Raw genomic sequence first — 22,879 nt, 5'->3', positions numbered from 1 at the left:
GCACCGGGCCGGTGGACGCCGCCGCCCGGCGCGCGAACAATGCCGGCCAATCGCAACAAGAGGGATGTCGGTGCCATGTTCAAGGTGTTCTGGCTGCTCAGGCGCAAGCCCGGCCTCACCCACGCCCAGTTCCGCGAACACTACGAAAACAGCCATTCGCGGCTGGGGCGCGACTGGTTCGGCCACCTGATGATCGGCTACCACCGCAACTACATCGAGGCAGAGATGGGTTCCTCGGTCGATGCCGACGGCACGGTCAGCTTCGGCCCGGTGGAACCGGAATGGGATTGCATCGCGGAATGGATGATGCCCGATGAGGCCGCCTTCACCGAGATCACCCGCATCCTCGCCCAGCCCGAGGTCCACGCGATCTTTGCCGAAGACGAAAAGCGCTTCGCCGATCGCACCGCCTTCCGCCTCGTGCGGGTGGATGTGGTCGATGACGGCACCGGCGATGGCCACCTGACCACCGGGGTCAAGGCCACGGCCTGACCCGTCGCCCGCCTCAGCCCGGCACTGGCCCCGGAATCCCGCTCAGCCCGCAATTGGGCTGGGCCTCGCGGTGCAGCCGCAGCAGGTCGTCGCCCAGCGTTTCCACCGTCCACGGCAGGGCGGTCTCGATGGTCGGCCCACGCCGCCAGCTTTCGGCCACGTAGATCCGGTCGCCGTGAATGTCATAGGCGCGCCCGGTGATTGCGCGCGCCCGCTCGCTCGCCAGCCACACGATCGGCAGGGCGATGGTTTCCGGCTCATAGCGATCGAACTGCCCAGCCCGGCGGTTTTCCGCCGGGATCAGGTGTTCGCTCATCCGGGTCGCGGCCACCGGGGCAATTGCGTTCACCGTGATGCCATAGCGGGCGAATTCCACCGCTGCGCTCACCGTCAGGTTGAGCACGGCGGCCTTGGCCGCGCCGTAATTGGCCTGCCCGACATTGTGATAGAGCCCGGCCTCCGAACTCATGTTGAGGATCGCGCCGCCGGTTCCTGCCGCCCGCCAGTGCCGCGCCGCCGCCTGCAGGGGCGCGAAAGTGCCGCGCAGGTTGATCCGCACGGCCTCGTCCCAGTCCTCCTCGGTCATGTTGACCAGCATCCGGTCGCGCAGCGCCCCGGCATTGTTGACCAGCGCATCAAGCCGGCCAAAGCGCTCCACCGCCATGGCGATCAGCCCGGCGGCCACGGCAAAGTCGGCCACGTCGCCGCTGTGGGCGACAGCCTGTCCGCCCATGGCGACGATCTCGGCGGCGACCGTATCGGCCGGTTCCGGCGAGCGGTTGTTGACCACCACCGCCGCGCCAGCCCGCGCGAATTCATGCGCCACCGCCCGCCCGATCCCGCGCCCCGCGCCGGTCACCACGGCCACCTTGCCTGCCATCAGGGCGCTCATCGCCCTGCGCCCTTGCCAATCGCAGCCTCCGCCCGCCATCCGGCCAGCACCGTCCGCACCACCGCGATCAGCGCCAGCGGCTGGTCGGCCAGCACGTTGTGATCGGCGTCGGGAATCTCGATGGCGACATCGCCCGGCTTCAGCGCCGCGCGGATGCCCGCGATCCGGTGCGCCACCAGGGCCGAGCGCTGGCCATGGACATAGGCCATCGGGCAGGCGGCCTGGCGCAGCATCTCCGGCTCCCAGCACAGCCTGAGGTCGGTGGTCATCGCCGGGTCGAGCAGCCAGCGCCAGCCGCCGTCGGCCTCGCGCAGCGACAGCCGGGCGACATGATCGAGCACGAAGGGATTGGCGCAGGGCTGGTCGGGCGAAAGCCGGTAGCGCGCCAGCCCTTCGGCCACGGTGGCGAACAGCCGGTCGCGGTGGCCCTGGCCCAGGCGGACGCGATCTGCCGGGGGCAGCGCCTCGGTGCGGTAGCCGGTGTCGATCGGGATCAGCCCGGAGAAACAGTCGTGCCGGATCGCGGCCAGCAGCGCGACGAAGCCGGCCATCGACTGGGCGACGACCACCGGCCTTGCCCCGCTGGCGTCCAGCCCGGCGGCGGCAATGGCCTGGTGGGCATCATCGGCCCAGGCGCCAAAATCATAGATCCCGCCGGGCCGATGCCCCGAACGGCCCATGCCGGCAAAGGAGATCGCGGCGCAGCGATAGTCGGCCGCGAAGAACGGGGCCACGAAGCTCCACCAGTCGGCATGGCCGGCATAGCCATGAAGGAACAACAGCCCCGGCTTGCCCACCTCGCCCCAGGTGAGCAGTTCGATCGGCACGCCGTTGCCGAAAAATTCGCCGCGCTCGGGCGCCACGGCCAGGGCGTTTTCGAACCAGGCGGGGGCAGGAGGCCGGGCTCCGTTCAGCCCGGCCAGCGGGAAGATCGGCCCGTCGGTCGGCACGATGCGCCGCATCGGGCTGAAGGGTTGCTGCATCGTCTCCACTCTCCGGCGCTGATTCGGCTCCTTTCCTAGCGGGGGAGCGATGAATGAGGTAACGGTTTGACACTGCCCCTCGGCGCAGCTTGCCACCGCCACGGCGGAATGGCACCGGGGCGCCAACGATAAAGTCATGGCCGGCAACGTCCGGCGCGCATCCCACGGAGAGATCGATGCACCTCGAACCGTCTGAAGACCAGGTGATGATGACCGATATGTTCGCGCGGTTCCTCGATGCGGAAAGCAGCGTGGCGCGCGTGCGCGAGGCGATCCCGCAGGGCGGTTTCGACGCGGCGCTGTGGCAGGGACTGGCCGAACAGGGCGCCCTGGCGATCCGCGTGCCGGAATCTGCCGGCGGCCTCGGCATGGGGATCTTCGACGCCGCGCTGCTGATGGAGGAAGCCGGCCGCACCCTGGCCAGCGGCCCACTGGCCGAAGGCATCGTCGCCGCGCGCCTGCTGGCCCAGCTCGATCCCGATGACGCCAGCGGCCTGCGCGATGCGGTCGCCGAAGGGCGCAGCCTGGTCACCCTCGCGCTGCACGATGCCGCCGCCCAGCCTTCCCAGCTCGTGCCCGGCGGCGCGGTGGCCGAAGCGGTGCTGGCGCGCGATGGCGATGCGATCGTCCTGGTCCGCCCCGGCGCATCGCGCGGCGTGGAAAAGACCCTGGCCTCCACGCCCATCGCCCGGCTCGATCTTGGCGCGGGCCAGCGCACCGTGCTGGGGCAGGGCGCGCTGGCCCGCGCCACTTTCGCGGCGGGGCTTGAGGAATGGAAGCTGCTGATCGCCGCCGCGCTGGTCGGCCTGTCGAAGGAGGCGATCCGCATCGCCGCACAATATGCCTGCGAACGCGTGCAGTTCGGCAAGCCGATCGGCACCTATCAGGCCGTGTCGCACCCGCTGGCCGATGCCATCGTCGCGGTCGATGCCGGGCGGCTGATGGTCTGGCGCACGATCCGCGCGATCGCCGATGGCGAGGGCGATGCGGCTGAGCGGATTTCCGCCACCCTGTGGTTCGCCGGCCAGGCCGCGGAAAAGGCGGTGTCGCGCGGGTTGCACACCTTCGGCGGCTATGGGCTGACCCTGGAATACGATATCCACCTGTTCAACCTGCGCTCGCGCGCCTGGCTGCTGGTGCTGGGCGATCCCGAGCTGCTGCTCGATGAAGCCGCGCGCCGCCGCTACGATGGCGAGGCGGTCAGCCTGCCCGACGCGGGCGAGATGGCGGTCGAATTCGGCCTGGGCGAGGAAGCCGAAGCCCTGGCCGAGGAAACTCGCGCCTTCTTCGAGCGCGTGCTGACCCCGGAACTGCGCGCCAAGGCCCACTATTCCTACGCCGGCCACGATCCGCAGGTGCACCGCCAGCTGGCCGAGGCCGGCCTGCTCCTGCCCGCCTGGCCCAGGCGGATCGGCGGCCGCGAGGTCGGCACCTATGCGATCCAGGCCGCCCACAAGGTGTGGGACGATTTCAACTGGACCACCCACGGCCAGGGCACGGCCAACATCATCGGCCTGATGATCGATCGCTATGGCACGCAACAGTGCAAGGACGATATCCTCTCGCGGATCATCAAGGGCGAGATCCTCTGCGCGCTGGGCTACAGCGAGCCGGGTTCCGGGTCCGATGTCTTTGCCGCGAAAACCCGCGCCACCCGCCTCCCCGATGGGAGCTGGCGGATCGATGGCTCGAAGATGTTCACTAGCGGCGCCGAACATTCCGACTATGTGATCATGCTCACGCGGACCGATCCCGATCAGCCCAAGCACAAGGGCATCACCATGTTCATGGTGCCGCTGAAAGCCGAAGGGGTCACCATCCAGGAGGTCAAGACCTTCCAGGACGAACGCACCAACATCACCTACTATGATGGCGTGGTCGTGCCCGACGCCTATCGCCTGGGCGAGATCAACGGCGGGCTGAAGGTGCTGGCGCTGGGCCTTGAACTGGAACAGGGGATGACCTTCAGCCCCTATCACGAACGCATGGTCCATTCGGCCGAACGCCTGCTGGCGCAGACCACCCGCCATGGCCAGCCGGGCCTGGCCGATGCCGGCGCGCGCCGCCGGCTGGTGCGCGCGCTCGCCAATGTCGCGGCCTCCGACCTCCTGTTCTACCGGATCCTGTGGGTAACGGCCGAAGGCAAGCCCAACTTCGCCTATGGCCCGGCGGTCAAGATGTTCTCGGCCGATACCTATCACGCCGATTCGTTCGATATCCTCAACCTCACCGCGCCCGAATCGCTGGCCTTCGCCTCGGCCGACGCGGCCTTCATCAACCAGTGCTACCGCCATTCGCACGTCGCCACGACCTATGGCGGCACCAGCGAGGTCCAGCGCAGCCAGGTGGCCGAAAAGCAGCTCGGCCTGCCGCGCACGCGCTAGGGATATGAAAGCCCCGCCGCCCCCTTCCCGCCGGGGAGGGGGCGGGTTCGGGCGCGCCACGGGGCCAACCGGCGCCCGTCGCCGGTCCGCGACGGGTCAGCCCCTGGCCCCGGCGATCATCTGGTCCTGCGCCGCCGCACCGAAGAAATCGCGCGCATAGGCGGTGTCATAGTGTTCGCGCGCGGCCACGATCTTCCCGTCACGCAGGGTGAACAGGAAGTGGTAGGTGTTCTCGAACAGCCGGCCGTCCTTCATCTCGATCCGGCTGTGCGATTCCACCGCCACGCGGTCCTCCTCGGCGGTCACGTGGTCGATGAACATCTGCCCGCCGGTGCGCTTGTCATGCATCGCGGCGGCGATGGCCTGGAAGGCCGGCTTGTCGAGCGTTTCGCGGCCCTGGATCCACCACGAGGCATCGTCGGCCAGCAGGTCCCAGTCGGGCGCCATGCTCGACAGGCTCTGCATGAAATCCAGAACGGTCCGCTTGTTCTCCGCAATGCCCCTGCCATTCTCGGTCATGCCATTCTCTCCCGGGAAAGCGTGCCCGCCCGGGCCATCGGCGTGGCCCGGGTCGTGGCGGAAAGCGGGCGTCTACTCGAAGCCCTGGTCCTCGAACTGCTTGTTGAGCGCGGCCCAGGCGCCCTTGTTGCCATGTTCGTTGCGGGCCTTGAGGAAGTTGTATTCATCCTCGCGCCAAACCAGGTTGGTGAACAGCGGGTGGCCCACGGAAGCGAAGCTCTGGTATTGCGCCAGGCCGATCCCGTGGAGAACCTGGTGCATGGCGCGCTTGCCCAGCATCAGGCCATCGGTGGACAGGCAGGCGATCGCGCGGGCATAGCGCAGGGCTTCCGCCTCAAGCTGATCGCGCGGGACAACCTGGTTGGCCACGCCCCAGTCCTTCAGCTCGGCCGCGGTCACGGTGCGGCCGGTGAGCATCACCTCCATGCCCCGGTTCATGCCCATCTTCATCAGGGCGATCGGCAGCATGGCGTCGAACCCGGCAAAGCCGATCCGCGCCTGGCGGCGGGCGAACTTGGCGTCGTCGGCGCAGATCAGCATATCGCACGACATGGCGAAGTGGAAACCCAGGCCCATGACCGCGCCCTGGCAGGCGCCGATCACCACCTTGTCGCCCCACAGCGTGCCGCTGTAGAAGCTCTCGTAGGTCTTTCGCATTCCGCGCATCCGCTTGGACTGGCCCAGCCGCTCGCCCTTCTTGAGGCCGAAGGTTTCGGCCGGAACGCGGCGGGTATCCTCGCCCGAGCAGAAGTCCTTGCCCTCGCCGGCAAGGATGATCACCTTCACGTCGTCATCGTCCTGGGCCTGCTCGAACCGCTTGGCGAGCAGCTCGTTCATGTCGGGCGAAAGCACGGCGTTGCGGCGGTGCGGACGGTTCAGGCTGATCCGGCAGATGTGCGGCTCGACCATCTCGTAGCGGACCAGGTTCTCCAGATCGTCATCGGGGTCGATCGCGCCCTTGGGGGCTTCATTCTCGGACATACAAACTCCTGTAACCTGGCGCGGGGCGATTGATCCTGGCCAATCGTCTAGCGCTTTTTGCGTGGCCCGCCAACGGGGCGGCCGAGTCCCCTCGGCCAGCGGGCTTGGCCGTGGCCGATATCGCAGCCTCGCGGCCATGTCCACGCGCGCCGGTGGTTGCGGCGCATGGCGCAAATAGCTAACCACCGGCGCGAACCGGGATTGCGAAAGGGAACCTGCGAATGTCCGAAGTGCTCGAGGAACGGCCCAGCCAGGGCGTGGCCCTGCTGCGGCTCAACCGGCCCGAGGCGCTCAACGCGCTCTCGCTCTCGCTGCGCCGCACCCTGGCCGAGATGATCAACCGCCTCGGCAACGATGGCGAAACCCGCGCCATCGTCATCACCGGCAATGAAAAGGCGTTCGCCGCCGGGGCCGACCTGGTCGAACTGATGAGCCGCACGGTCCACGATGCCGCCTTCCGCGAGGCCCGCGTCGCCTGGGAAGCGCTCGATGCCTGCCGCGTGCCGGTGATCGCCGCGATCAACGGCTTTGCCCTTGGCGGCGGCTGCGAGCTGGCGCTCCATTGCGATATCGTCATCGCCGGCGAGGGCGCGAAGTTCGGCCTGCCCGAAGTGCGCGTCGGGATCATGCCGGGCGCGGGCGGCACCCAGCGGATGCTGCGCGCGGCGGGCAAGTACAAGACCATGCGCTATGCCCTCACCGGTGACCAGATCCCCGCCGCCGAAGCCGTGGCCATGGGCCTGGCCTCGGAATGCGTGGCCGATGAGGAGGCGCTGCCCCACGCGCTCAAGCTCGCCGCGAAGATCGCCGCCCTGGCGCCGATCGCGGTCGGCTCGATCAAGGAGGTGGTCAAGCTGGGCGCCGATGCCTCGCTCGACACCGCGCTGCTGCTCGAACGCAATGCCTTCCAGCTGCTCTTCGCCACCGAGGATCGCAGCGAGGGGATCGGCGCCTTCCTCGAAAAGCGCAAGCCCAGCTTCCAGGGCAGGTAAGGCGGCAGGTGGCCGAGGCTGGGGAGACGGCAGGATGAGCGATGCGCCCGGAACTCCCCAGCCCGGAACGCCATTGGATGTGCCCCCGATGGAAGTCCCAGCACGCCGGCTCCCCGTCCCGGCCTTCCTCAGCCCCGAGGCCCAGGCCACTTTCGGCCCGCTGATCGCCTGGCCGCCGATGCCCGCGCCGGATGATGTGGCCGGGTGGAAGCGCTATGTCGCGGACCGCGACGCGGCCATGGCGGCGGCCCTGCCCGAAGTGCCCGGCGCGGCCGACCATGCCCAGTCCCGGCTTCGGGCCGGCGCGGCCAATGTCTTCGTCCTGCGCCCGCCGGGCCTCGCTCAGGATGATCGCCGGGTGTTCCTCAACCTCCACGGCGGCGCGCTGGTCTTCGGCGGGGGCGATATCACCCGCCGGATGGGCCTGATGATGGCCGCCGTGCTCGGCGTCGAAACCTGGGCGCTCGACTATCGGATGCCGCCCGATCATCCCTATCCCGCCGCGCTCGACGATTGCCTCGCCGCCTATCGCCTGCTGCTGGAAGACCGCGCGCCGGGCGAGATCATCGTCGGCGGCGCCTCGGCCGGGGGCAACCTGGCCGCCGCGCTGGTCCTGCGCGCGCGGGATGAAGGCCTGCCGCTCCCCGCCGCCGCGATCCTCCAGACCCCGGAAGCCGATCTCACCGAATCGGGCGACAGTTTTGCCACCCTGATGGGCGTGGATCGCGGCCTTTCCAGCCTGATGCCGGTCAACCGGCTCTACGCCAACGGGGCGGATCTTGCCCACCCCTACCTGTCGCCGCTGTTCGGCGATTTCGCGCCCGGCTTTCCGCCCAGCTTCCTCTCCACCGGCACGCGCGACCTCTATCTGTCAAACACCGTGCGCCTCCACGCGGCCCTGCGCGCCGCCGATGTCCCGGCCGATCTCCACGTGCTCGATGGCGCCTCGCACATGGGCTTCCCGCGCTCGCCCGAGGTTGCCGCCCTCCAGCGCCAGATGCGCCGCTTCGCCGAGGCCCACTGGCAGGCCTGAGCCGCGCGCATCGGCCGTGGGCATCGGCCCCGCGATCCCGCCGCCCCTTGCGTTGAACGCGGCCGCACGCTCGGTTAGCCCTTGGCCAAACCGGCCGGCCATGCCCCGCAGCCGGAACGGGAAGGAGCCGCCATGGGCGAATATGCGGGCCGCACCGCGGTCATCACCGGCGCCGGTTCGGGCCTTGGCGCGGCCATGGCCGACCTGTTCGGCGAGGCCGGGGCCAATCTCGTCCTGCTCGACATCGATGGCCCGCGCGCCGAGGCCAAGGCGGCCGAACTGCGCGGGCGCGGGATCGAGGCCATGGCCCTCCCGGTCGACGTGGCCGACAAGGCCTCGCTCGCCCGGGCCGCCGAAGCGGCGCGCGCCCGCTTCGGCGCGGTCCACGTGCTGTGCGCCAATGTCGGCGTCCAGCAGTTCGGCGCGGCCGACACGCTCACCGACCAGGACTGGCAATGGGTGCTCTCGGTCAACGTCATGGGGGTGATCCACACGGTCAACGCCTTCCTGCCGCTGCTCCGGGCGGGGGAAGGGGATCGCCACGTGGTCATCACCTCCTCGTGCAGCTTTTTCCAGCTCGGCGCGCGGATGGGCGCCTATGTCGCCTCCAAGTTCGCGGTCACCGGCTATGGCGAGGTGCTGCGCCAGGAACTGGCGGCGGAAGGGATCAACGTCACCCTTGTCTTCCCCGGCGGAATGCCCACCCGCCACCTGGAATCCAGCCGGGCCTCGCGCCCGCCGGCTCTTGGCGAATCGCGGTTCGACATGGCCGACGTGCAGGTGATGATGGCCAGCGCCGAGATATCGGCGGACCATGTCGCCACCCCCGCTCACGCCGTGCGAAACCTCCTGCGCGATCTTGCCAGCGGCGAGCCCTACATCATCACCCACGGCACCTATCGCGCCCAGGTCGAAGCCCGGCAACAGGCCGTGCTGCGCGCCTTCGATCGCATGGCCGCGAACTGAGGAACCCATCATGGACCCGGTACAGACCCTGCTCGCCATCGAAGCGATCCGCAATCTCAAGGCCCGCTACTTCTATTGCCTCGATACCAAGGACTGGGATGGCTTCACCCAGGTCTGGGCGCCGCAGATGGCGCACGAAATGATCGCCGAACAGCAGAAGATCGCCGGCCCGCGCGAGGATTTCGTGGCCTATGTCGCCAAGGCGCTCGCCGGCGTGGTCACTGTCCACCATGGCCACAACCCGCAGATCGAGATCACCTCGCCCACCACGGCCAGGGCGATCTGGCCCTTCGTCGATCGGTTGAAGCCCGGCCCGCAGGCCCATCCCGGCGCGCCCGAGCTGATCGGCTACGGGCATTACCACGAAACCTACGAGAAATCGGAAGAAGCCGGCTGGCAGATCAAGACCCAGCTCGTCACCCGCCTGCGCCTTGATCGCCCCGGCGCCCCCGGCTTCGACCACGCCGTCTGAGCGCGGGCCTTATCCGGCGATCCCGGCCAGGAAGTCCATCACCACCGCGTTGAAGGCATCGTTGGCATCGCCGGCCACCATGTGATCGGCGCCGGCCACGTCGGCATAGCGGGCATGGGGCACCAGTTCGAGGAAGTGCATGGCCCCGTCGTGGGTCACCACCCGGCTGCGCCCGCCGCGCACCAGCAGGGTAGGCACCGTCAGCCGCCGGGCCGCCGTTTCGAGATCGGTGGCATAGGTGGGCAGCTTTCTGGCGCCCGCTCCCGCTTCCGCCTCCTTGGGGCGGCGGCGGATGAAGGCCGGATCCCAGTGCCAGTGCAGCCGGCCATCCTCGCGCAGGCGCAGGTTCCGCATCAGGCCCGAGGTGTCCTTGGGCCGGGGGCGGTGGGGGAGGTAGGCGGCCACCGCATCGGCCGCTTCTTCAAGGTTGGCGAAGCCGTTGGGTGCGCTCATCATGAAATCGCCGATCTCGCGGGTGCCCTCCGGCTCGATCCGCACCGCGATGTCGACCAGGACCAGCCCGGCCACCGGCGAAGGCTGGTCGGCGGCAACGACCAGCGCGGTCATCCCGCCCAGCGAGGCGCCCACCAGCACCGGCGGGCGGCCCAGCGCGGCGATCACCGCGCGCACGTCGTCGGCGAAGGCGTCGATCCCGTAGTCGGCATCGGGCGCCCAGCCGCTTTCGCCGTGGCCGCGCAGGTCGAGCGCAAGCGCCCGCAGCCCCCGCGCGCCGGCCTCGCGCACCGCCTTGCCCCAGGATTGGCGGGTCTGCCCGCCGCCGTGGAGGAAGATCACCGGCAGGCCGTCGGCCGGTCCCACCGCATCGGCCACCAGCCTGACGCCCCGGTGCCCGGCAAATTCGATCCGTTCCACTGTGCCGCTCTCCCATTTCCCGCTTTTGCCCTTCGGGTTGCCCCCGGCCTGGCCGCCTGGCTACCGGCCCGGAGCGATATTGTCCCGGCGATACGCCCCGCAAGCCCGGGGGCAAGGCGCGGGCCGGCGCTCCGGTATCGCTTGGGCGATGGTCATGCGGTTGTCGGAAATGCCCGGGCAGGGCATGGCTGGCGCGTGGGGCGCACCGTCGCGGGGACCAGCGTGAATTCCGGAATTCTGAACAAGCGTGTTACCGTTACCGGTCCCGAACCGGGCACGAATGCGGCCGTGGCCGATGCCGCCGTCACCGATGCCGCCATGGGCACCCAGAACGTCCTGGGCCGGCGCCTTGGCCGCAAGGGCAAGGAATCGCGCGAACGGATCCTCGCCGCTTTCGAGCGCCTGCTCGGCGGACCGCCCGAATGCCCGATCACCCTTTCGGCCGTCGCGCGCGAATCCGGCCTCGGGCTGAGCACGCTCTACCTCTATTTCCCCGATCTCGGCGCCCTCGCGCTGACCGCGCTGCGCCGCATCCCCAACAAGGGGCCGGTGGTCTTCGTCGAACTGCTCCGCACCTTCTGGACCGACGAGGTGCTGGCCCGGCGCTGCCTGGAATTCACCCGGGCCTATTATGCCTTCTGGCGCGAGAACAGCCGGATCATGCACCTTCGCAACACGCTGGCCGATGCCAACGATCCCCGCTTCCTCGATGCCCGGCACCAGGCGCTCCATCCGGTGATCGTGATGCTGGTGGAGCAGATGGCCGGCGATCCGCAGGACAGCGCCAGCTTCCCGATCCACATCGCCCGGGTCCTGCTCACCGGGGTCGAACGGATCTGCACCGTGCTGACCAATCCGGTCTATCCCTTCGGGGTGACCACCGGCCATGCCAGCGATCCCGACGATATCGAACACCTGCTCGCGGCCGAGGCCCACCTGCTGTTCCTCGCGATCCGCGACCAGCGCCACGCCCGCCCGTGACCTTGCCGCGATGAACGCCCGCCCCCCGATCAGCTCGGGCGATGCGGCCCTGGCCGCCGCCGACCTGCTCGCCCTCGAACCCCTTGGCCACGATCGCTTCCGCGCCTGGCGCAATCAGGACAACCGCACCGGCACCCTGTTCGGCGGCCAGCCGCTGGCCCAGGCGCTGGCCGCGGCCGGGGCCACCGTGCCCGACTGGCCGGCCCATACCCTCACCGGCCATTTCCTGCGCGCCGGCCAACTCGATCGCCCGATCGACTATGCGGTCGAACGCACGCGCGACGGGCGCCGCTATGCCTCTCGCCGGGTGATTGCCAGCCAGGATGGCCGCGCGATCTTCGATGCCCTCTGCGCGTTCCACGACCCCGAGGATGGGGCCGCCGAACACCAGGCCGGCGCCATTTCCGATGGGGTCGGCCCCGCTGCACCCGGCCCCGAAGGCCTGCTGGATATGCGCGAAGTCGCCGCGCGCAATCCCGACCGGCTGCCGCCGATGATGCGCCGCGCTTTCGCCCTGCCGTTTCCGGTGGAGCTGCGGATACCCGATCCCACCGCGCGCCATGAACCGGGCGGCGCCATCGCCCGCGATTTCTGGTTCCGCGTGCCCAGCGCCAGCGCGCTCGCCGCGCCGCGCGATCACCACGCGATGATCGCCTTCGCCTCGGACTACTGGCTCGCCGCCACCGCGGTTATCCCGCACGAAGGCTACGGCGTGAACTCGCTCAACCATTCGCTGTGGCTGCATGGCCCGGCGCGGGCCGATGACTGGCTGCTCTATCGCGCCAGCAGCGATTGGGCGGGGCAGGGGCGGGGGCTGGCCCAGGGCCGCATCCTCGATCGCGCCGGCCGGCTGGTCGCCTCCACGGTCCAGGAAATCTCCCTGCGCCGCTACGCCGACCGGGCCTGAAGCAGGCCGGAACTCCCTCCCCTGAAGGGGAGGGTCGGGGAGGGGGGCCCGGCGCGCCCGGAAGGCGCCAACCCCACCCCAACCCCTCCCCGCCGGGGAGGGGCTTTCGATGCCCGGCGCTTGCTTCCCGGCGTTTACTTCATCGTCGGGATGACGAAGCTCTGGTCCACCACCGAGCCGCCCGAAGGCCAGCGCTGGGTCACCTTCTTGGTGCGGGTGTAGAAGCGGATCCCGTCCATGCCATACTGGTCCATGTCGCCGAAGCCCGAACGCTTCCACCCGCCGAACGAGTGATAGGCCACCGGCACCGGGATCGGCACGTTGATGCCCACCATGCCCACTTCCACCGTGGCGGCGAACTGGCGCGCGGCATCGCCGTTGCGGGTGAACAGGGCCACGCCGTTGCCATACTGGTGCTTGCTGGCCAGCCCGATCGCCTCGTCGAAGCTGTTGGCGCGCACGATCTGGAGCACCGGCCCGAAGATCTCCTCCTGGTAGCTCTTCATCTCCGGGGTCACCCGGTCAAGCAGGGTGGGGGCCAGGAAATAGCCCTCCTCGTAGCCCTGGAGCGCGAAGCCCCGGCCATCGATCACCAGTTCCGAACCCTCGTCGATCGCAAGCTGGATATAGCCTTCGATCCGGGCCTTGTGCTGGGCGGTGACCACCGGGCCGTAGTGCGCGTCGGGATCGGTCGAAATGCCCACCTTGAGCTTCTCGATCTCGGCCACCAGCCGCTCGCGCAGGGCATTGGCGGTCTGCTCGCCCACCGGCACCACCACGGGGAGCGCCATGCAGCGCTCGCCCGCCGAACCATAGGCCGCGCCCAGGATGTCGGCCACGGTCTGGTCCAGATCGGCGTCGGGCAGGACGATGCCGTGGTTCTTGGCCCCGCCCATGCACTGGGCGCGCTTGCCGGCCGCCGCGGCGCGCTGGTAGACGTAGTTGGCGATGTCGGAGGAACCCACGAAGCTCACCGCCTTGATGTCCTTGTGGTCGCAGATCGCGTCCACGATCACCTTGTCGCCGTGGACCACGTTGAGAATGCCCTTGGGCAGGCCGGCCTCGATCGCCAGCTCGGCCAGGCGCACCGGCACCGAGGGATCGCGCTCCGACGGCTTGAGGATGAAGGCATTGCCGCAGGCGATCGCCACCGACGACATCCACAGCGGGATCATCGCGGGGAAGTTGAACGGGGTGATCCCCGCCGCGATGCCCAGCGGCTGGCGCAGCGAATAGACATCGATCCCGGGACCGGCGCCCTCGGTATATTCGCCCTTCATCAGGTGGGGCACGCCGCAGGCGAATTCCACCACTTCCAGCCCGCGCTGGATATCGCCCCTGGCGTCGGACACCACCTTGCCGTGCTCGGAGGCGAGCAGTTCGGCCAGCTCGTCCATGTGGGCCTCGATCAGCGACTTGAACGCGAACATCACGCGGGCGCGGCGCTGCGGGTTGGTCGCGGCCCATTCGGGCTGGGCCGCCCGGGCGCTGGCCACCGCGCGTTCCAGCATGGACACCTCGGCCAGTTCGACCTGGGCCTGGACCTCGCCGGTGGTGGGGGCAAACACGTCACCAAGCCGGCCCGGCTCGCTCACCGCAACGCCGTCGATGAAATGGCTGATCAAGCGCATGGGTTCTCTCCTGTCAGGGGCCACCGGGCACGATTCCACCCGGCGGGATGGCCTTGCCCTAGTCGATGTATTTTGACACAGAAAGACGAGATTTCGCGTAAGGGCTGTGCAAAAATGCAAGGACTGAACCGATGACCCCGCTCGACTGGGACGATCTGCGCCTGTTCCTCGCCATTGCCCGGGCCGGGCGGCTGGTCGGCGCGGGCCGCGCGCTCGGCCTCGATCACACCACCGTCGCCCGCCGGCTCGGCGCGCTGGAGGGCGCGGTCGGCGCGCGCCTGTTCGAGCGCAATCCGCGCGGCGTCACCCTGACCGATGCCGGCCACCTGCTGGTCGATCACGCCGAACGGATCGAGGGCGAGGTTGCCGCCGCCGCCAATCACCTCTCGGGAACCGACGCGCGGGTGTCGGGCGCGGTGCGGCTGGCGACGCCGGAAGCCTTCGGCACCTGGCTGGTCGCGCCTGAGGTCCACCGGCTCCACGCCGCCCATCCCGAACTGCGCCTCGAACTCGCGCCCGAACCGCAACTGGTCAGCCTCGCCAAGCGCGAGGCCGATGTGGCCGTGCTGCTCAATCGCCCCCAGGCCGGGCCGATCATCGCCCGGCGGCTCACCGAATACCGCCTCGGGCTCTACGCCGCGCGCCGCTATGTCGAAACCGCCGGGCCGATCACGGCCGAGCGCCTCTCGGACCATCCCTTCGCCGGCTATATCGATGATCGGATCGATGCCCCGGAACTGCGCTTCCTGGGCGAAGTGGCCGCCGATGCCCGGCCGGTGTTCCGCTCCACCTCGATCGCCGCCCAGCACGCGGCGGTGGCCGGCGGCCTCGGGCTTGGCGTGCTCCATGTCTTTGCCGCCGATGCCGATCCGGCGCTGGTCCGCCTCCTGCCCGATCAGATCGAGATCCGCCGCGCCTACTGGCTGGCGATCCACGCCGACCAGCAACGCCTGCCGCGCGTTCGCGCCGTGGTCGATTTCCTCGATGCCGTGGTCAACGAGGCGCGCGAGCGGTTTTGATCGCTGTTTCAGTTATACGGAAACAGGTGCGGCACCGGTGCCGCTTCCACGAGAGTGCACAAATTCCAGGGTTTCCCCGGGGAAACTCCCGCTCACTGGCGCGGGGCGAAGCGGCTTTCGGGTGAAACCCAGTCCACCCCCACCGCGCGGTGGGCCAGCAGCCAGCGCCCCTCGCAGGGTTCGAAGCGATCCTCGTACCAGCCGAAGTGATCCGGGCCGATCCCGGTGTAGACGTGATAGTAGGAGCGCACCTGCGCCCCGGTCGGCGCGCCGACCGGGCCGGTCAGCTCGATGCAGGTGCTGGTCACGTTGTGGCGGATCAGCCCGCGCTTGTCGGCGTGGCGCCTGGCCCCTTCCATCCACGCGCGGATCGCCTCGCGCCCGGCATTGTGCAGCCGGGTACCATATTCCAGCAGGCCATCGGGGGTGAAGCTGCCGACATAGGCCTCCACGTCCAGATGATCCCCGGCGCGCGAAACCACGGCCAGGGTATCGCGGATCGATTCGCGCGCGATCAGCTCTTCAAGGGTCATCGGCGTTCTCCCGCAACAGGATCAATCATTCCCGCTCATCGCCGGGCCGCCGGCCACGGCCAGCACTTCGCCCGAGATATACGACGCCGCATCGCTGGCAAGGAAGGCCACGGCATTGGCGATATCCTCGGGCGTGCCCACCCGGCGCAGCGGGATGGCCTGGCTCACCTTGTCGGGATCGACCCCGTTCGTCTTCCACCCTTCCAGCGCCAGCTCCGAGGCGATCAGCCCCGGCGCCACGCAGTTGACCCGCACCCCGTGCGGACCCCATTCGGCCGCGGCCACCCGGGTCAGCATCTGCAAGGCCGCCTTGGCGGCCGCATAGTGTGCGCCCTTCTTCAGCCCGTTGATCCCGGCCATCGATGAGATGTTGACGATGGCGCCCGATTTCTGCGCGAGGAAATGCCGCCCGGCCGCCCGCGTGGCATGGAAGGCGGCATCGACATTGAGCGAGAACGAACGGTCCCACATCTTGGTGGTCAGCTCGTCCAGCCGCGCCAGGGTCGATCCGCCGGCATTGTTCACCAGGATGTCGATCCGCCCGAGCCGCTCGACCACGGCCGCGATCAGCGCCTCGACCTGGGCCTCGTCGCGCACGTCGGTGGGCAGGGCCAGGCAGCGCCGCCCGGTCTCGCCCTCGATCCGCACGGCGGTTTCGGCCAGCGGTTCGGGGCGGCGGCCGCAGATCGCCACGTCGGCGCCGCACCGCGCAAACAGCAGCGCCGTGGCCGCGCCCATCCCGGTGCCGCCCCCGGTGACCACCGCGACGCGGCCGGCAAGATCGATGAACTGTCCGGTCATGCGGCGCGTCTCCCGTGATGCTCGCGCCATGCTGGCAGCGGCGCGGGGCGCTTGTCGAGGCGCACGGGTCCGCGCCGGCGCGACTTCGCAGGGGCGATGGCCCGGCGCTTGACTTGGCGGCCCGGTCAGCGAGGCTGAACACCACGATCGGGAGAGAACGCGATGATGAATGCCGAGGCCATCCTGGACGAGGCCCGTGCCACGGTGGGCGTGGACGATCCCGACCGCGCGGCGATCCTCCCCCACCTTGAGCAGCTCGTCGCCGCGATCGCGGCCGATGGCAAGCTTTCGGCGCAAGGGGCGGCGATCACCCGCGCTGCCCTGGTCCAGCGCGCGGTGGACCGGCTCGAAGGGATCGCCTGGACCCAGCGAATCCCGGCAATCCTGGACGAGCGGATCGACAGCCCGCTGATCCTCACCGGCCTGCCGCGCTCAGGCACCACCGCCTTCCAGTACCTGTTCGATCACGATCCGCGCTACCGGATGATCCGCACCTGGCAATCGGCCATGCCCAATCCGCCGCCCGGCGCCGATCCCGCCTCGGTGGCGGCGCGCAAGGCGATCGAGGTGGAACGGCGCCGGTCTACCCCCCTGCCGCCCGGGTTCGAGGCGGTCCACCTGATGGACCTTGATGGCCCCGAGGAATGCCACGGCACGCTCGAACAGGGCTATGCCGCAGCCGGCTTCCACAACCTGCTCGACGTGCCCGGCTACTTCGAATTCCTGTGCGACGGCGATTTTGGCCCCGTCACCCGCATCCACCAGCGCCAGCTGCAATTGTGGCAGTGGAACCTGCCGCCCGCCCGCTGGGCGCTCAAATATCCCAACCACCTGCTCGGCCTCGATGCGATCCTGGCCACCTATCCCGATGCCCGGGTATCGATGACCCACCGCGATCCGGTCCAGGTCGTCGCCTCGATCGCGCGGCTGACCCTGGTCCTGCGCGGCGTGCGGCAGGATCGCCCGGTCGATCCCCACCACGTTGGCCGCCAGATGCTGCATTTCATCGAACGCCATGTCGACCGGCTGATGGCTTTTGCCGATGGCCCCCATGCCGGTCGGCTGGTCCATGTCGACTATTACCGCCTGCTGTCCGATCCGGCCGGCGCCTATGGCGATGCCCAGGAGGCGCTGGGCTTCGGCTGCCCCGACCATGTGCGCGAGGGCATCCGGGCATGGCACCGGGCCAATCCCAAGGGCAAGCGCGGGGCCAACCCCTATGCCCTGCGCGAATTCGGGCTGGACGAAGCCGAAGTGGCCGAACGCTTTTCCGCCTACCGCCAGCGCTTCGCCATCCCGCGCGAGCACGAGGCGCTGGCCGCGCTGTAAGCGGGCCAGAGAGGCGGGCCTGTGAGGCGGGCCGATCGCGGCGGCGATAGGCGCGGGGCCGGCGTTTACACGCAGCGGTTAATGGCCATGATCGCCCGACGAGAGACGCCAGCCGTCCGGGGAGAGCAAGCATGGTCAAGGTCATTCAATGGTGCACCGGCGTGGCCGGGCAGCACGCCGCGCGGGCGGTGATCGCCCATCCCGATTTCGACCTGGTCGGCTGCTACGTGATGAGCGAGGCCAAGGCCGGCAAGGACGTTGGTGAAATCTGCGGGGTCGCGCCCACCGGCGTGCTGGCGACGACCGACAAGGAAGCGATCTACGCGATGGAGGCCGATGTGGTCCTCTACATGGCGCTGGAGGAATTCGGGGTCGAGAAGCCGGTCGAGGAACTGTGCCGGCTGCTGGCCTCGGGCAAGAACGTGGTCTCCACCGCCACCACCTCGCTGATCTATCCCAAGGCCGCCGGGGCCGGCGTGCTCGAACGCCTGGAGGCAGCCTGCCGGGAAGGGGGCACCAGCTTCCACGCCACCGGCATCCACCCCGGCTGGGGCGGCGATATCCTGCCGCTCACCCTTTCGGCGGTGACCGGGCGGATCGACCGGCTGGTGATGCAGGAGATCATGGACTATTCGACCTATCCGGCCCCGGTCGCCATGTTCCAGCTGATGGGCTTCGGCGGCCCGGCCCACAACGTGCCGCCCACCGACGTGCCGATCGAAGGCTCCGGCTCGTTCGGCGCGCCGCTGCTGATGATCGCCGACGCGCTGGGCGCCACGATCGAGAAATTCGTTTTCCAGATGCAGACCATCCCCGCGCCCGAGGACATGGTGATCGCCGCCGGCACGCTGGCCAAGGGCACGGTGGCGGGCAAGCGCTATTCCTTCACCGCGATCATCGACGGCGAGCCGAAGCTGACCATCGAACACGTGACCCGCGCCGGCGCGCCGGTCCCGGCGGACTGGCCGGAAGGGCGCGGCTGGTATGTGCGGATCGAGGGCGCGCCCTCGTGGAAGCTTTCCGCCGAGATCGGGCTGGACGGGCAGGACAACAACGATGCCGGTTGCCTGGCCGGCGCGATGCACGCGATCCACGCCATTCCCTATGTGCTCGAAGCCGAGCCGGGCGTCCGCACGCTGACCGACCTGCCGATGATCATGGGCCGGGGCATCCTGGGCAAGGGCGTTTCGGGCAGCCCGGGGTTCTGATCCCCCCACGCCTTGTGATCCCCACTTTGGCCCGCCACCGCGCGGACCGTCAGAGCGCGCCGGCAGCGGCGGCGCGCAGTTCGCTCTCCAGCGCGCTGTCGCCCGGTTCGGCCGCCTCCTCGCGGAAGGGGCCAAGCAGGAGCAGGGCGCTGGCGGCGGCAAGGTAGAGCGGGATCGAAGCCCACAGCGCCGGCATATAGGAGCCGGTCACATCGTAGACCCGGCTGAACAGGATCGGCCCGATCCCGCCGGCCAGGCCCAGCAGGCCGTTGAGAATGGCGAAGACCGTGGCGAAATCGCGGGTGCCCAGATGGCGCGAGGCGAGATAGGCGATCACGTCGTATTCGCCGCCCATGGCGAGGCCGATGGCGAAGGTGCCGGCCACCACCATCGCGGTCGATCCCGGCGCGAGAACGAAGCACAGGCAGCCCAGCACCGGGAAGGCAACCGAGACCGCGCCGACCTTGTTGCCGTCGAACCGGTCAAGCAGCCAGCCGTTCGACAGGCGCCCGGTCACCGAGGCGAGGCCGATCACCGCGCTCAGCCCGGCCGCCCCTTGCGCGGTCTGCCCGGTCGACATCAGGATCGGCACCAGGTTGATCGTGAACGACATGGCCCCCATCGCGAAGGCCAGCGTGGTGAAGGCCAGCTTGAGAAAGCGCGGATCGAGCAGCAGCGCCCGCCACCCGGTCGACGGGGCAAGGGTGAAGGCGCGGGAATGCGCCGCATTCCGGTCGGCCACCCCGCCGCGCGGCGGCACCCGCAGCAGCAGGATGATCGCCGGCACCACGATCACCGCCAGCGCGGCGGCCAGGCCCACATAGGCCACCCGCCAGCCATGAAGCCGGATCAGCAGGGTGGTGAAATTGGGCGCCAGCGCCAGGCCGATCCCGGTGCCGCTCAGCGTGACCGCCAGGGCCAGCCCCCGGCTGCGGGAAAAGGCGCGGGTCACGCCCGTGGTCCAGACCGCCGGGGATACCGCCAGGGTCACCACCGCGACCAGCCCCCACAGCAGCCACCACGACCAGATCGACGGGCCGGCGAGCGACAGGCCGGCCAGCGCGAGGCAGAAGGCGAAGGTGCCGGGGATCGCCACCCGGCGCGGGCCATGGCGATCGACCATGAGGCCGATCAGCGGGCCGATGACCACGGCCAGCATGGTCGTGATGAGGTGGCCGCCGGTGATCTGCGCCCGGCTCCACCCGAATTCCTCCTGCAACGGCTTCACGAAGGTGCCGAGCGAATAGAGGTTGCAGCTGACCATCATCATGCCCAGCGCGCCAACCAGCACCACCGGCCAATGCGCGCGCCATTCCGCCAGCGCCGAGGCCGGCCCCGCGCCGGGCTTGCCCGCAATGCCCGCCGGATCGTTCATCGCCGGATCGTTCATCGCCGAATCAGGCCGCATCGAGCGCAGCCTTGCCGCGCGCCGCGAATTCCACCACGCGCCGGCCGACCGCCTGCATCCGCGCATCGCTGGTCTGGCCCGAAACGAAGCGGTGATACATCTGCTGGGTGGCGATGCCGCTGCGCCAGGCGGCAAAGGCCTCGTACCAGGCGATCGCGGCGACATCGATGCCCATCTGCGCGGCATAGTGGCGCTTGAAGGCGTCGCCCGGCGGCAGGCCGAGCGCCGGGTTGCCGTGGGTGAGCGGCCAGTAATCGAGCGCGATGCCGACATCGACCAGCGGATCGCCAATGGTCGCCATGTCCCAGTCGAACACGGCCACCACCCGGTCCGGCTCGCCCGGGCGGAACTGGCAATTGTCGAGCTTGAAGTCGTTGTGGACGATGGTGGCGAGCAGCGGGCGCGGCACGTCGCGCGCCAGCCGTTCGCCCAGGTCTTCGAGGCCGGGGACGGGCTGGGCCGAGGCGACCCGGCGCCAGCGGTCGTGCCAGCCGGCGAGCTGGCGCTCGAGATAGCCTTCGGGCCGCCCGAAATCCGCCAGGCCGATCGCGGCGTAATCAACCTTGTGGAGATCGGCCAGGGCTTCGGCCAGCGCCCGGGTGATCCGCTCGCCGAAGTGGGGCAGGCCTTCCATCGAGGCGGGCCGGGCCTTGAAGAACACCTCGCCGCCGGCCCGGTAGTCCTGCACCACGAAGCGGGCGCCGATCACGCTTTCGTCCTCGCACAGGGCATGGGCGCGCGGCGCGCGGGGCCAGGCCTGCCACAGCTTCGCGAGCACCCGGTATTCGCGGCCCATGTCGTGGGCGCCGGGGGCGATGGCGCCGTGGGGCGGGCGGCGCAGGACCAGCTGGCGATCCGCGAAAGTGATGAGGTAGGTGAGGTTGGCATGGCCGCGCGCGAACTGGCCGACCTGCATCGGCGCCGGCGGCAGGTCGGCAATTGCCGCGCGCAGCCAGGCTTCGAGCGCCGCCCAGTCCAGCTGGTCGTCGGCGCGGACGGGCGCGAGTTCGGCGTCTGCGATCATCCTTCCCGGCTCCCTTGGCCCGGCTCCCTGTCTGGCTCCGTGCAAGCGGGCCGAGGCAAGTGTGGCCTGTGCCCCCGCCTTGGGCAAGGCCGATCGCAACACCGCTCGGGATCGCGCCCCGGCGATGGCGCGGGAAAGGTCGCTGGTGACACTTTGCCCGCCGGCAAAGTGTCACCAGCGACAAGCCGCGCGGGCGGCGCAGATTGGGGATTCCCTTTGTTCGGCCTATGTGCTTGATTCAATCCCGCCATGTTCCAAGCCGCCCTCCTCGCTTCGCCTCCGCTTCCGGGCCTTCCCGCCGACGATGCCCTGACCGGGCTGATGGGCGCGGTCGCCCGGGCCAGCGCGCGTCCGCGCTATGCCTTCATGGTCCTGTGCCTCCTTGCCGAAGTGGCCGACGCGCAAGGCAAGGCCGGGCCATGCGTGGCGATCGACGGCCAGCCGATGGGCCTGCGCGACTGGTTGAGCACGGCGCTGGGCCGGCTGGCCGAACGGGATTCGCGCCGCCGCTCGCTCGAGCAACGGGTCGCGGCCGATCTGGCGGGCAGGGGGGAACTCTCGCCCGATCCCGCCCAGGCCCGCGCCCAGATCGATCAGGCGGTGAGCGAACGGGCCTGCCAGGCCGGCAAGACCAACCTCAGCCGCACGGTCAGCGAACTGGTCGAAGCCGGGCTGCTGCGCCGCCATTACCAGGGCTACCGGGTGGACCATCGCAATCGCGGCGGGCAGCGCCAGGCGGTCTATACCCTGAGCGGGCCGGCGCGCCTGCTCCTGCGCCGCCGGCCCGAGCGTCCCGGGCCGGTCGAGCAACCGATGCCTGCCGGCGGACAATATCCGCTGTTCGCGCCGCCCGGCGCCCTGGCTCGCGCCTGATCGCTGGCAATCGGCGCCGCCCGTGGTAAAGGACCGGAGGCGCCGGGTCGGGAGGTCGAGTGGACGAAAGCACACCCAGGATATCGTTCCATCTTTCGTGGGCGGCGCGGCTGTTTCGCACCCGCTTCGATGCGCGCGCGCGGTCGCTGGGGCTGACCCGCTCGCAGTGGACGATGATCGCCTCGATCAGCCGGAACGAAGGCTCCACCCAGAGCGAGCTGGCCTCGCAACTGGAAATCAACAGCGTGACGGCGGGGCGGATCATCGATCGGCTGGAGGCTTCCGGCTGGGTCGAACGGCGGCCCAATCCGATGGACCGGCGCGCCTACCGCATCTACCTCAAGGATGAGGCCGCGCCGATCCTCGACAATCTCTCCGAAGTCGCGCTCGACGAGGAGGCGACCGCGCTGGCCGGAATCGACCCCGCCCAGCAGGCCGAACTGCTGCGGATGCTGGAGCAGATGGTGCGTAATCTGAATGGTGCCGACCTGATCGCGGCGAAGGAACCGGCCGAGGCCGCCGAGGCGGACTAGGGTCCGGACTCAATTGGCCCACCAGATGATGGCGGCGACGATGAG

Annotated in this window: 23 protein-coding genes; 13 read left to right on the top strand and 10 right to left on the bottom strand. The window is 69.6% G+C overall.

All coding sequences use genetic code 11. The features are described 5' to 3' along the window. Positions 1-75: 75 nt before the first annotated feature. Positions 76-492: an EthD domain-containing protein gene (locus tag ACFOD9_RS00115; protein WP_379508041.1), complete on the top strand. Its 417-nt coding sequence runs from the start codon at positions 76-78 to the stop codon at positions 490-492. A gap of 13 nt (positions 493-505) precedes the next feature. On the opposite strand, the gene ACFOD9_RS00110 is transcribed toward ACFOD9_RS00115, so the two are convergent. Next, a complete protein-coding gene (locus ACFOD9_RS00110; RefSeq protein ID WP_379508040.1) occupies positions 506-1,384 on the bottom strand; it encodes an SDR family NAD(P)-dependent oxidoreductase in 879 nt (292 codons plus the stop codon). Then, positions 1,381-2,367, bottom strand: coding sequence for an alpha/beta fold hydrolase (locus tag ACFOD9_RS00105; RefSeq protein WP_379508039.1), 987 nt, complete (start codon positions 2,365-2,367; stop codon positions 1,381-1,383). Before ACFOD9_RS00105 ends, ACFOD9_RS00110 begins: the two co-directional genes overlap by 4 nt. Before the next feature lie 176 nt (positions 2,368-2,543). On the opposite strand from ACFOD9_RS00105, the gene ACFOD9_RS00100 reads away from it, so the two are divergent. Next, positions 2,544-4,751: an acyl-CoA dehydrogenase gene (locus tag ACFOD9_RS00100; protein WP_379508038.1), complete on the top strand. Its 2,208-nt coding sequence runs from the start codon at positions 2,544-2,546 to the stop codon at positions 4,749-4,751. 96 nt (positions 4,752-4,847) lie between these two features. Here ACFOD9_RS00100 and ACFOD9_RS00095 read toward each other — a convergent pair whose 3' ends face one another. Both ACFOD9_RS00095 and ACFOD9_RS00090 read right to left on the bottom strand, forming a co-directional pair. Continuing rightward, entirely contained in the window at positions 4,848-5,270 is a 423-nt protein-coding gene (locus tag ACFOD9_RS00095; protein WP_379508037.1) for a nuclear transport factor 2 family protein, read from the bottom strand. 72 nt (positions 5,271-5,342) lie between these two features. Further along, a complete protein-coding gene (locus ACFOD9_RS00090) occupies positions 5,343-6,251 on the bottom strand; it encodes an enoyl-CoA hydratase/isomerase family protein (RefSeq protein WP_379508036.1) in 909 nt (302 codons plus the stop codon). 221 nt (positions 6,252-6,472) lie between these two features. Here ACFOD9_RS00090 and ACFOD9_RS00085 point away from each other — a divergent pair, with 221 nt between their 5' ends. The 4 genes from ACFOD9_RS00085 to ACFOD9_RS00070 all read left to right on the top strand — a co-directional run bounded on the left by ACFOD9_RS00085 (position 6,473) and on the right by ACFOD9_RS00070 (position 9,714). Then, complete coding sequence (locus tag ACFOD9_RS00085) at positions 6,473-7,243, top strand: enoyl-CoA hydratase-related protein (protein ID WP_379508035.1); 771 nt, start codon at positions 6,473-6,475, stop codon at positions 7,241-7,243. Positions 7,244-7,331: 88 nt separating this feature from the next. Next, positions 7,332-8,276, top strand: coding sequence for an alpha/beta hydrolase (locus ACFOD9_RS00080; protein ID WP_379508034.1), 945 nt, complete (start codon positions 7,332-7,334; stop codon positions 8,274-8,276). 132 nt (positions 8,277-8,408) lie between these two features. Beyond that, positions 8,409-9,242, top strand: a complete 834-nt coding sequence (locus ACFOD9_RS00075; protein WP_379508033.1) for an SDR family NAD(P)-dependent oxidoreductase — start codon at positions 8,409-8,411, stop codon at positions 9,240-9,242. A 10-nt stretch (positions 9,243-9,252) separates the two neighbouring features. Beyond that, positions 9,253-9,714, top strand: coding sequence for a nuclear transport factor 2 family protein (locus ACFOD9_RS00070; protein ID WP_379508032.1), 462 nt, complete (start codon positions 9,253-9,255; stop codon positions 9,712-9,714). A gap of 9 nt (positions 9,715-9,723) precedes the next feature. Here ACFOD9_RS00070 and ACFOD9_RS00065 read toward each other — a convergent pair whose 3' ends face one another. Beyond that, positions 9,724-10,587, bottom strand: coding sequence for an alpha/beta fold hydrolase (locus tag ACFOD9_RS00065; protein ID WP_379508031.1), 864 nt, complete (start codon positions 10,585-10,587; stop codon positions 9,724-9,726). 222 nt (positions 10,588-10,809) lie between these two features. Between ACFOD9_RS00065 and ACFOD9_RS00060 the strand changes: the two genes are divergently transcribed. Further along, positions 10,810-11,568, top strand: a complete 759-nt coding sequence (locus ACFOD9_RS00060; protein ID WP_379508030.1) for a TetR/AcrR family transcriptional regulator — start codon at positions 10,810-10,812, stop codon at positions 11,566-11,568. A gap of 10 nt (positions 11,569-11,578) precedes the next feature. After that, entirely contained in the window at positions 11,579-12,475 is an 897-nt protein-coding gene (locus ACFOD9_RS00055) for an acyl-CoA thioesterase (RefSeq protein WP_379508029.1), read from the top strand. Between the two features lie 134 nt (positions 12,476-12,609). On the opposite strand, the gene ACFOD9_RS00050 is transcribed toward ACFOD9_RS00055, so the two are convergent. Further along, positions 12,610-14,106, bottom strand: a complete 1,497-nt coding sequence (locus ACFOD9_RS00050; RefSeq protein ID WP_379508028.1) for a CoA-acylating methylmalonate-semialdehyde dehydrogenase — start codon at positions 14,104-14,106, stop codon at positions 12,610-12,612. Positions 14,107-14,237: 131 nt separating this feature from the next. On the opposite strand from ACFOD9_RS00050, the gene ACFOD9_RS00045 reads away from it, so the two are divergent. After that, a complete protein-coding gene (locus ACFOD9_RS00045) occupies positions 14,238-15,125 on the top strand; it encodes a LysR family transcriptional regulator (RefSeq protein ID WP_379508027.1) in 888 nt (295 codons plus the stop codon). 92 nt (positions 15,126-15,217) lie between these two features. Here the strand turns inward: ACFOD9_RS00045 and ACFOD9_RS00040 are convergent, their stop codons facing one another. Continuing rightward, positions 15,218-15,658, bottom strand: coding sequence for a nuclear transport factor 2 family protein (locus tag ACFOD9_RS00040; protein WP_379508026.1), 441 nt, complete (start codon positions 15,656-15,658; stop codon positions 15,218-15,220). 21 nt (positions 15,659-15,679) lie between these two features. Further along, positions 15,680-16,459, bottom strand: coding sequence for an SDR family NAD(P)-dependent oxidoreductase (locus ACFOD9_RS00035; RefSeq protein ID WP_379508025.1), 780 nt, complete (start codon positions 16,457-16,459; stop codon positions 15,680-15,682). A gap of 162 nt (positions 16,460-16,621) precedes the next feature. Here ACFOD9_RS00035 and ACFOD9_RS00030 point away from each other — a divergent pair, with 162 nt between their 5' ends. After that, positions 16,622-17,788: a sulfotransferase family protein gene (locus ACFOD9_RS00030; RefSeq protein WP_379508024.1), complete on the top strand. Its 1,167-nt coding sequence runs from the start codon at positions 16,622-16,624 to the stop codon at positions 17,786-17,788. Between the two features lie 131 nt (positions 17,789-17,919). Continuing rightward, positions 17,920-18,996, top strand: a complete 1,077-nt coding sequence (locus ACFOD9_RS00025; RefSeq protein WP_379508023.1) for an NAD(P)H-dependent amine dehydrogenase family protein — start codon at positions 17,920-17,922, stop codon at positions 18,994-18,996. A gap of 49 nt (positions 18,997-19,045) precedes the next feature. Here ACFOD9_RS00025 and ACFOD9_RS00020 read toward each other — a convergent pair whose 3' ends face one another. Further along, the gene (locus tag ACFOD9_RS00020) at positions 19,046-20,404 is read right to left on the bottom strand and encodes an MFS transporter (RefSeq protein WP_379508022.1); all 1,359 of its coding nucleotides are present in this window, start codon (positions 20,402-20,404) and stop codon (positions 19,046-19,048) included. Beyond that, the gene (locus tag ACFOD9_RS00015; protein ID WP_379508021.1) at positions 20,394-21,428 is read right to left on the bottom strand and encodes a phosphotransferase family protein; all 1,035 of its coding nucleotides are present in this window, start codon (positions 21,426-21,428) and stop codon (positions 20,394-20,396) included. Before ACFOD9_RS00015 ends, ACFOD9_RS00020 begins: the two co-directional genes overlap by 11 nt. 249 nt (positions 21,429-21,677) lie before the next feature. Here ACFOD9_RS00015 and ACFOD9_RS00010 point away from each other — a divergent pair, with 249 nt between their 5' ends. Then, positions 21,678-22,301: a hypothetical protein gene (locus tag ACFOD9_RS00010; RefSeq protein ID WP_379508020.1), complete on the top strand. Its 624-nt coding sequence runs from the start codon at positions 21,678-21,680 to the stop codon at positions 22,299-22,301. A gap of 59 nt (positions 22,302-22,360) precedes the next feature. Beyond that, a complete protein-coding gene (locus ACFOD9_RS00005) occupies positions 22,361-22,834 on the top strand; it encodes a MarR family winged helix-turn-helix transcriptional regulator (RefSeq protein ID WP_379508019.1) in 474 nt (157 codons plus the stop codon). Positions 22,835-22,879 lie beyond the last annotated feature (45 nt).

The sequence above is a fragment of the Novosphingobium bradum genome, assembly GCF_042646485.1.
Taxonomy (GTDB): Bacteria; Pseudomonadota; Alphaproteobacteria; order Sphingomonadales; family Sphingomonadaceae; genus Novosphingobium; species Novosphingobium bradum.
The sequence above is the reverse complement of the archived record's forward strand: the minus strand, read 5'-3'. Positions and strand labels throughout refer to the sequence as shown.

Bases quoted from the DNA above. Each gene is read 5' to 3' on its own strand.
- ACFOD9_RS00115 (WP_379508041.1), top strand. From the start codon at position 76: ATGTTCAAGGTGTTCTGGCTGCTCAGGCGCAAGCCCGGCCTCACCCAC.
- ACFOD9_RS00035 (WP_379508025.1), bottom strand. From the start codon at position 16,459: ATGACCGGACAGTTCATCGATCTTGCCGGCCGCGTCGCGGTGGTCACC.
- ACFOD9_RS00030 (WP_379508024.1), top strand. From the start codon at position 16,622: ATGATGAATGCCGAGGCCATCCTGGACGAGGCCCGTGCCACGGTGGGC.
- ACFOD9_RS00025 (WP_379508023.1), top strand. From the start codon at position 17,920: ATGGTCAAGGTCATTCAATGGTGCACCGGCGTGGCCGGGCAGCACGCC.
- ACFOD9_RS00045 (WP_379508027.1), top strand. From the start codon at position 14,238: ATGACCCCGCTCGACTGGGACGATCTGCGCCTGTTCCTCGCCATTGCC.
- ACFOD9_RS00020 (WP_379508022.1), bottom strand. From the start codon at position 20,404: ATGCGGCCTGATTCGGCGATGAACGATCCGGCGATGAACGATCCGGCG.
- ACFOD9_RS00090 (WP_379508036.1), bottom strand. From the start codon at position 6,251: ATGTCCGAGAATGAAGCCCCCAAGGGCGCGATCGACCCCGATGACGAT.
- ACFOD9_RS00100 (WP_379508038.1), top strand. From the start codon at position 2,544: ATGCACCTCGAACCGTCTGAAGACCAGGTGATGATGACCGATATGTTC.
- ACFOD9_RS00015 (WP_379508021.1), bottom strand. From the start codon at position 21,428: ATGATCGCAGACGCCGAACTCGCGCCCGTCCGCGCCGACGACCAGCTG.
- ACFOD9_RS00075 (WP_379508033.1), top strand. From the start codon at position 8,409: ATGGGCGAATATGCGGGCCGCACCGCGGTCATCACCGGCGCCGGTTCG.
- ACFOD9_RS00110 (WP_379508040.1), bottom strand. From the start codon at position 1,384: ATGAGCGCCCTGATGGCAGGCAAGGTGGCCGTGGTGACCGGCGCGGGG.
- ACFOD9_RS00010 (WP_379508020.1), top strand. From the start codon at position 21,678: ATGTTCCAAGCCGCCCTCCTCGCTTCGCCTCCGCTTCCGGGCCTTCCC.
- ACFOD9_RS00095 (WP_379508037.1), bottom strand. From the start codon at position 5,270: ATGACCGAGAATGGCAGGGGCATTGCGGAGAACAAGCGGACCGTTCTG.
- ACFOD9_RS00085 (WP_379508035.1), top strand. From the start codon at position 6,473: ATGTCCGAAGTGCTCGAGGAACGGCCCAGCCAGGGCGTGGCCCTGCTG.
- ACFOD9_RS00070 (WP_379508032.1), top strand. From the start codon at position 9,253: ATGGACCCGGTACAGACCCTGCTCGCCATCGAAGCGATCCGCAATCTC.
- ACFOD9_RS00080 (WP_379508034.1), top strand. From the start codon at position 7,332: ATGGAAGTCCCAGCACGCCGGCTCCCCGTCCCGGCCTTCCTCAGCCCC.
- ACFOD9_RS00055 (WP_379508029.1), top strand. From the start codon at position 11,579: ATGAACGCCCGCCCCCCGATCAGCTCGGGCGATGCGGCCCTGGCCGCC.
- ACFOD9_RS00050 (WP_379508028.1), bottom strand. From the start codon at position 14,106: ATGCGCTTGATCAGCCATTTCATCGACGGCGTTGCGGTGAGCGAGCCG.
- ACFOD9_RS00040 (WP_379508026.1), bottom strand. From the start codon at position 15,658: ATGACCCTTGAAGAGCTGATCGCGCGCGAATCGATCCGCGATACCCTG.
- ACFOD9_RS00105 (WP_379508039.1), bottom strand. From the start codon at position 2,367: ATGCAGCAACCCTTCAGCCCGATGCGGCGCATCGTGCCGACCGACGGG.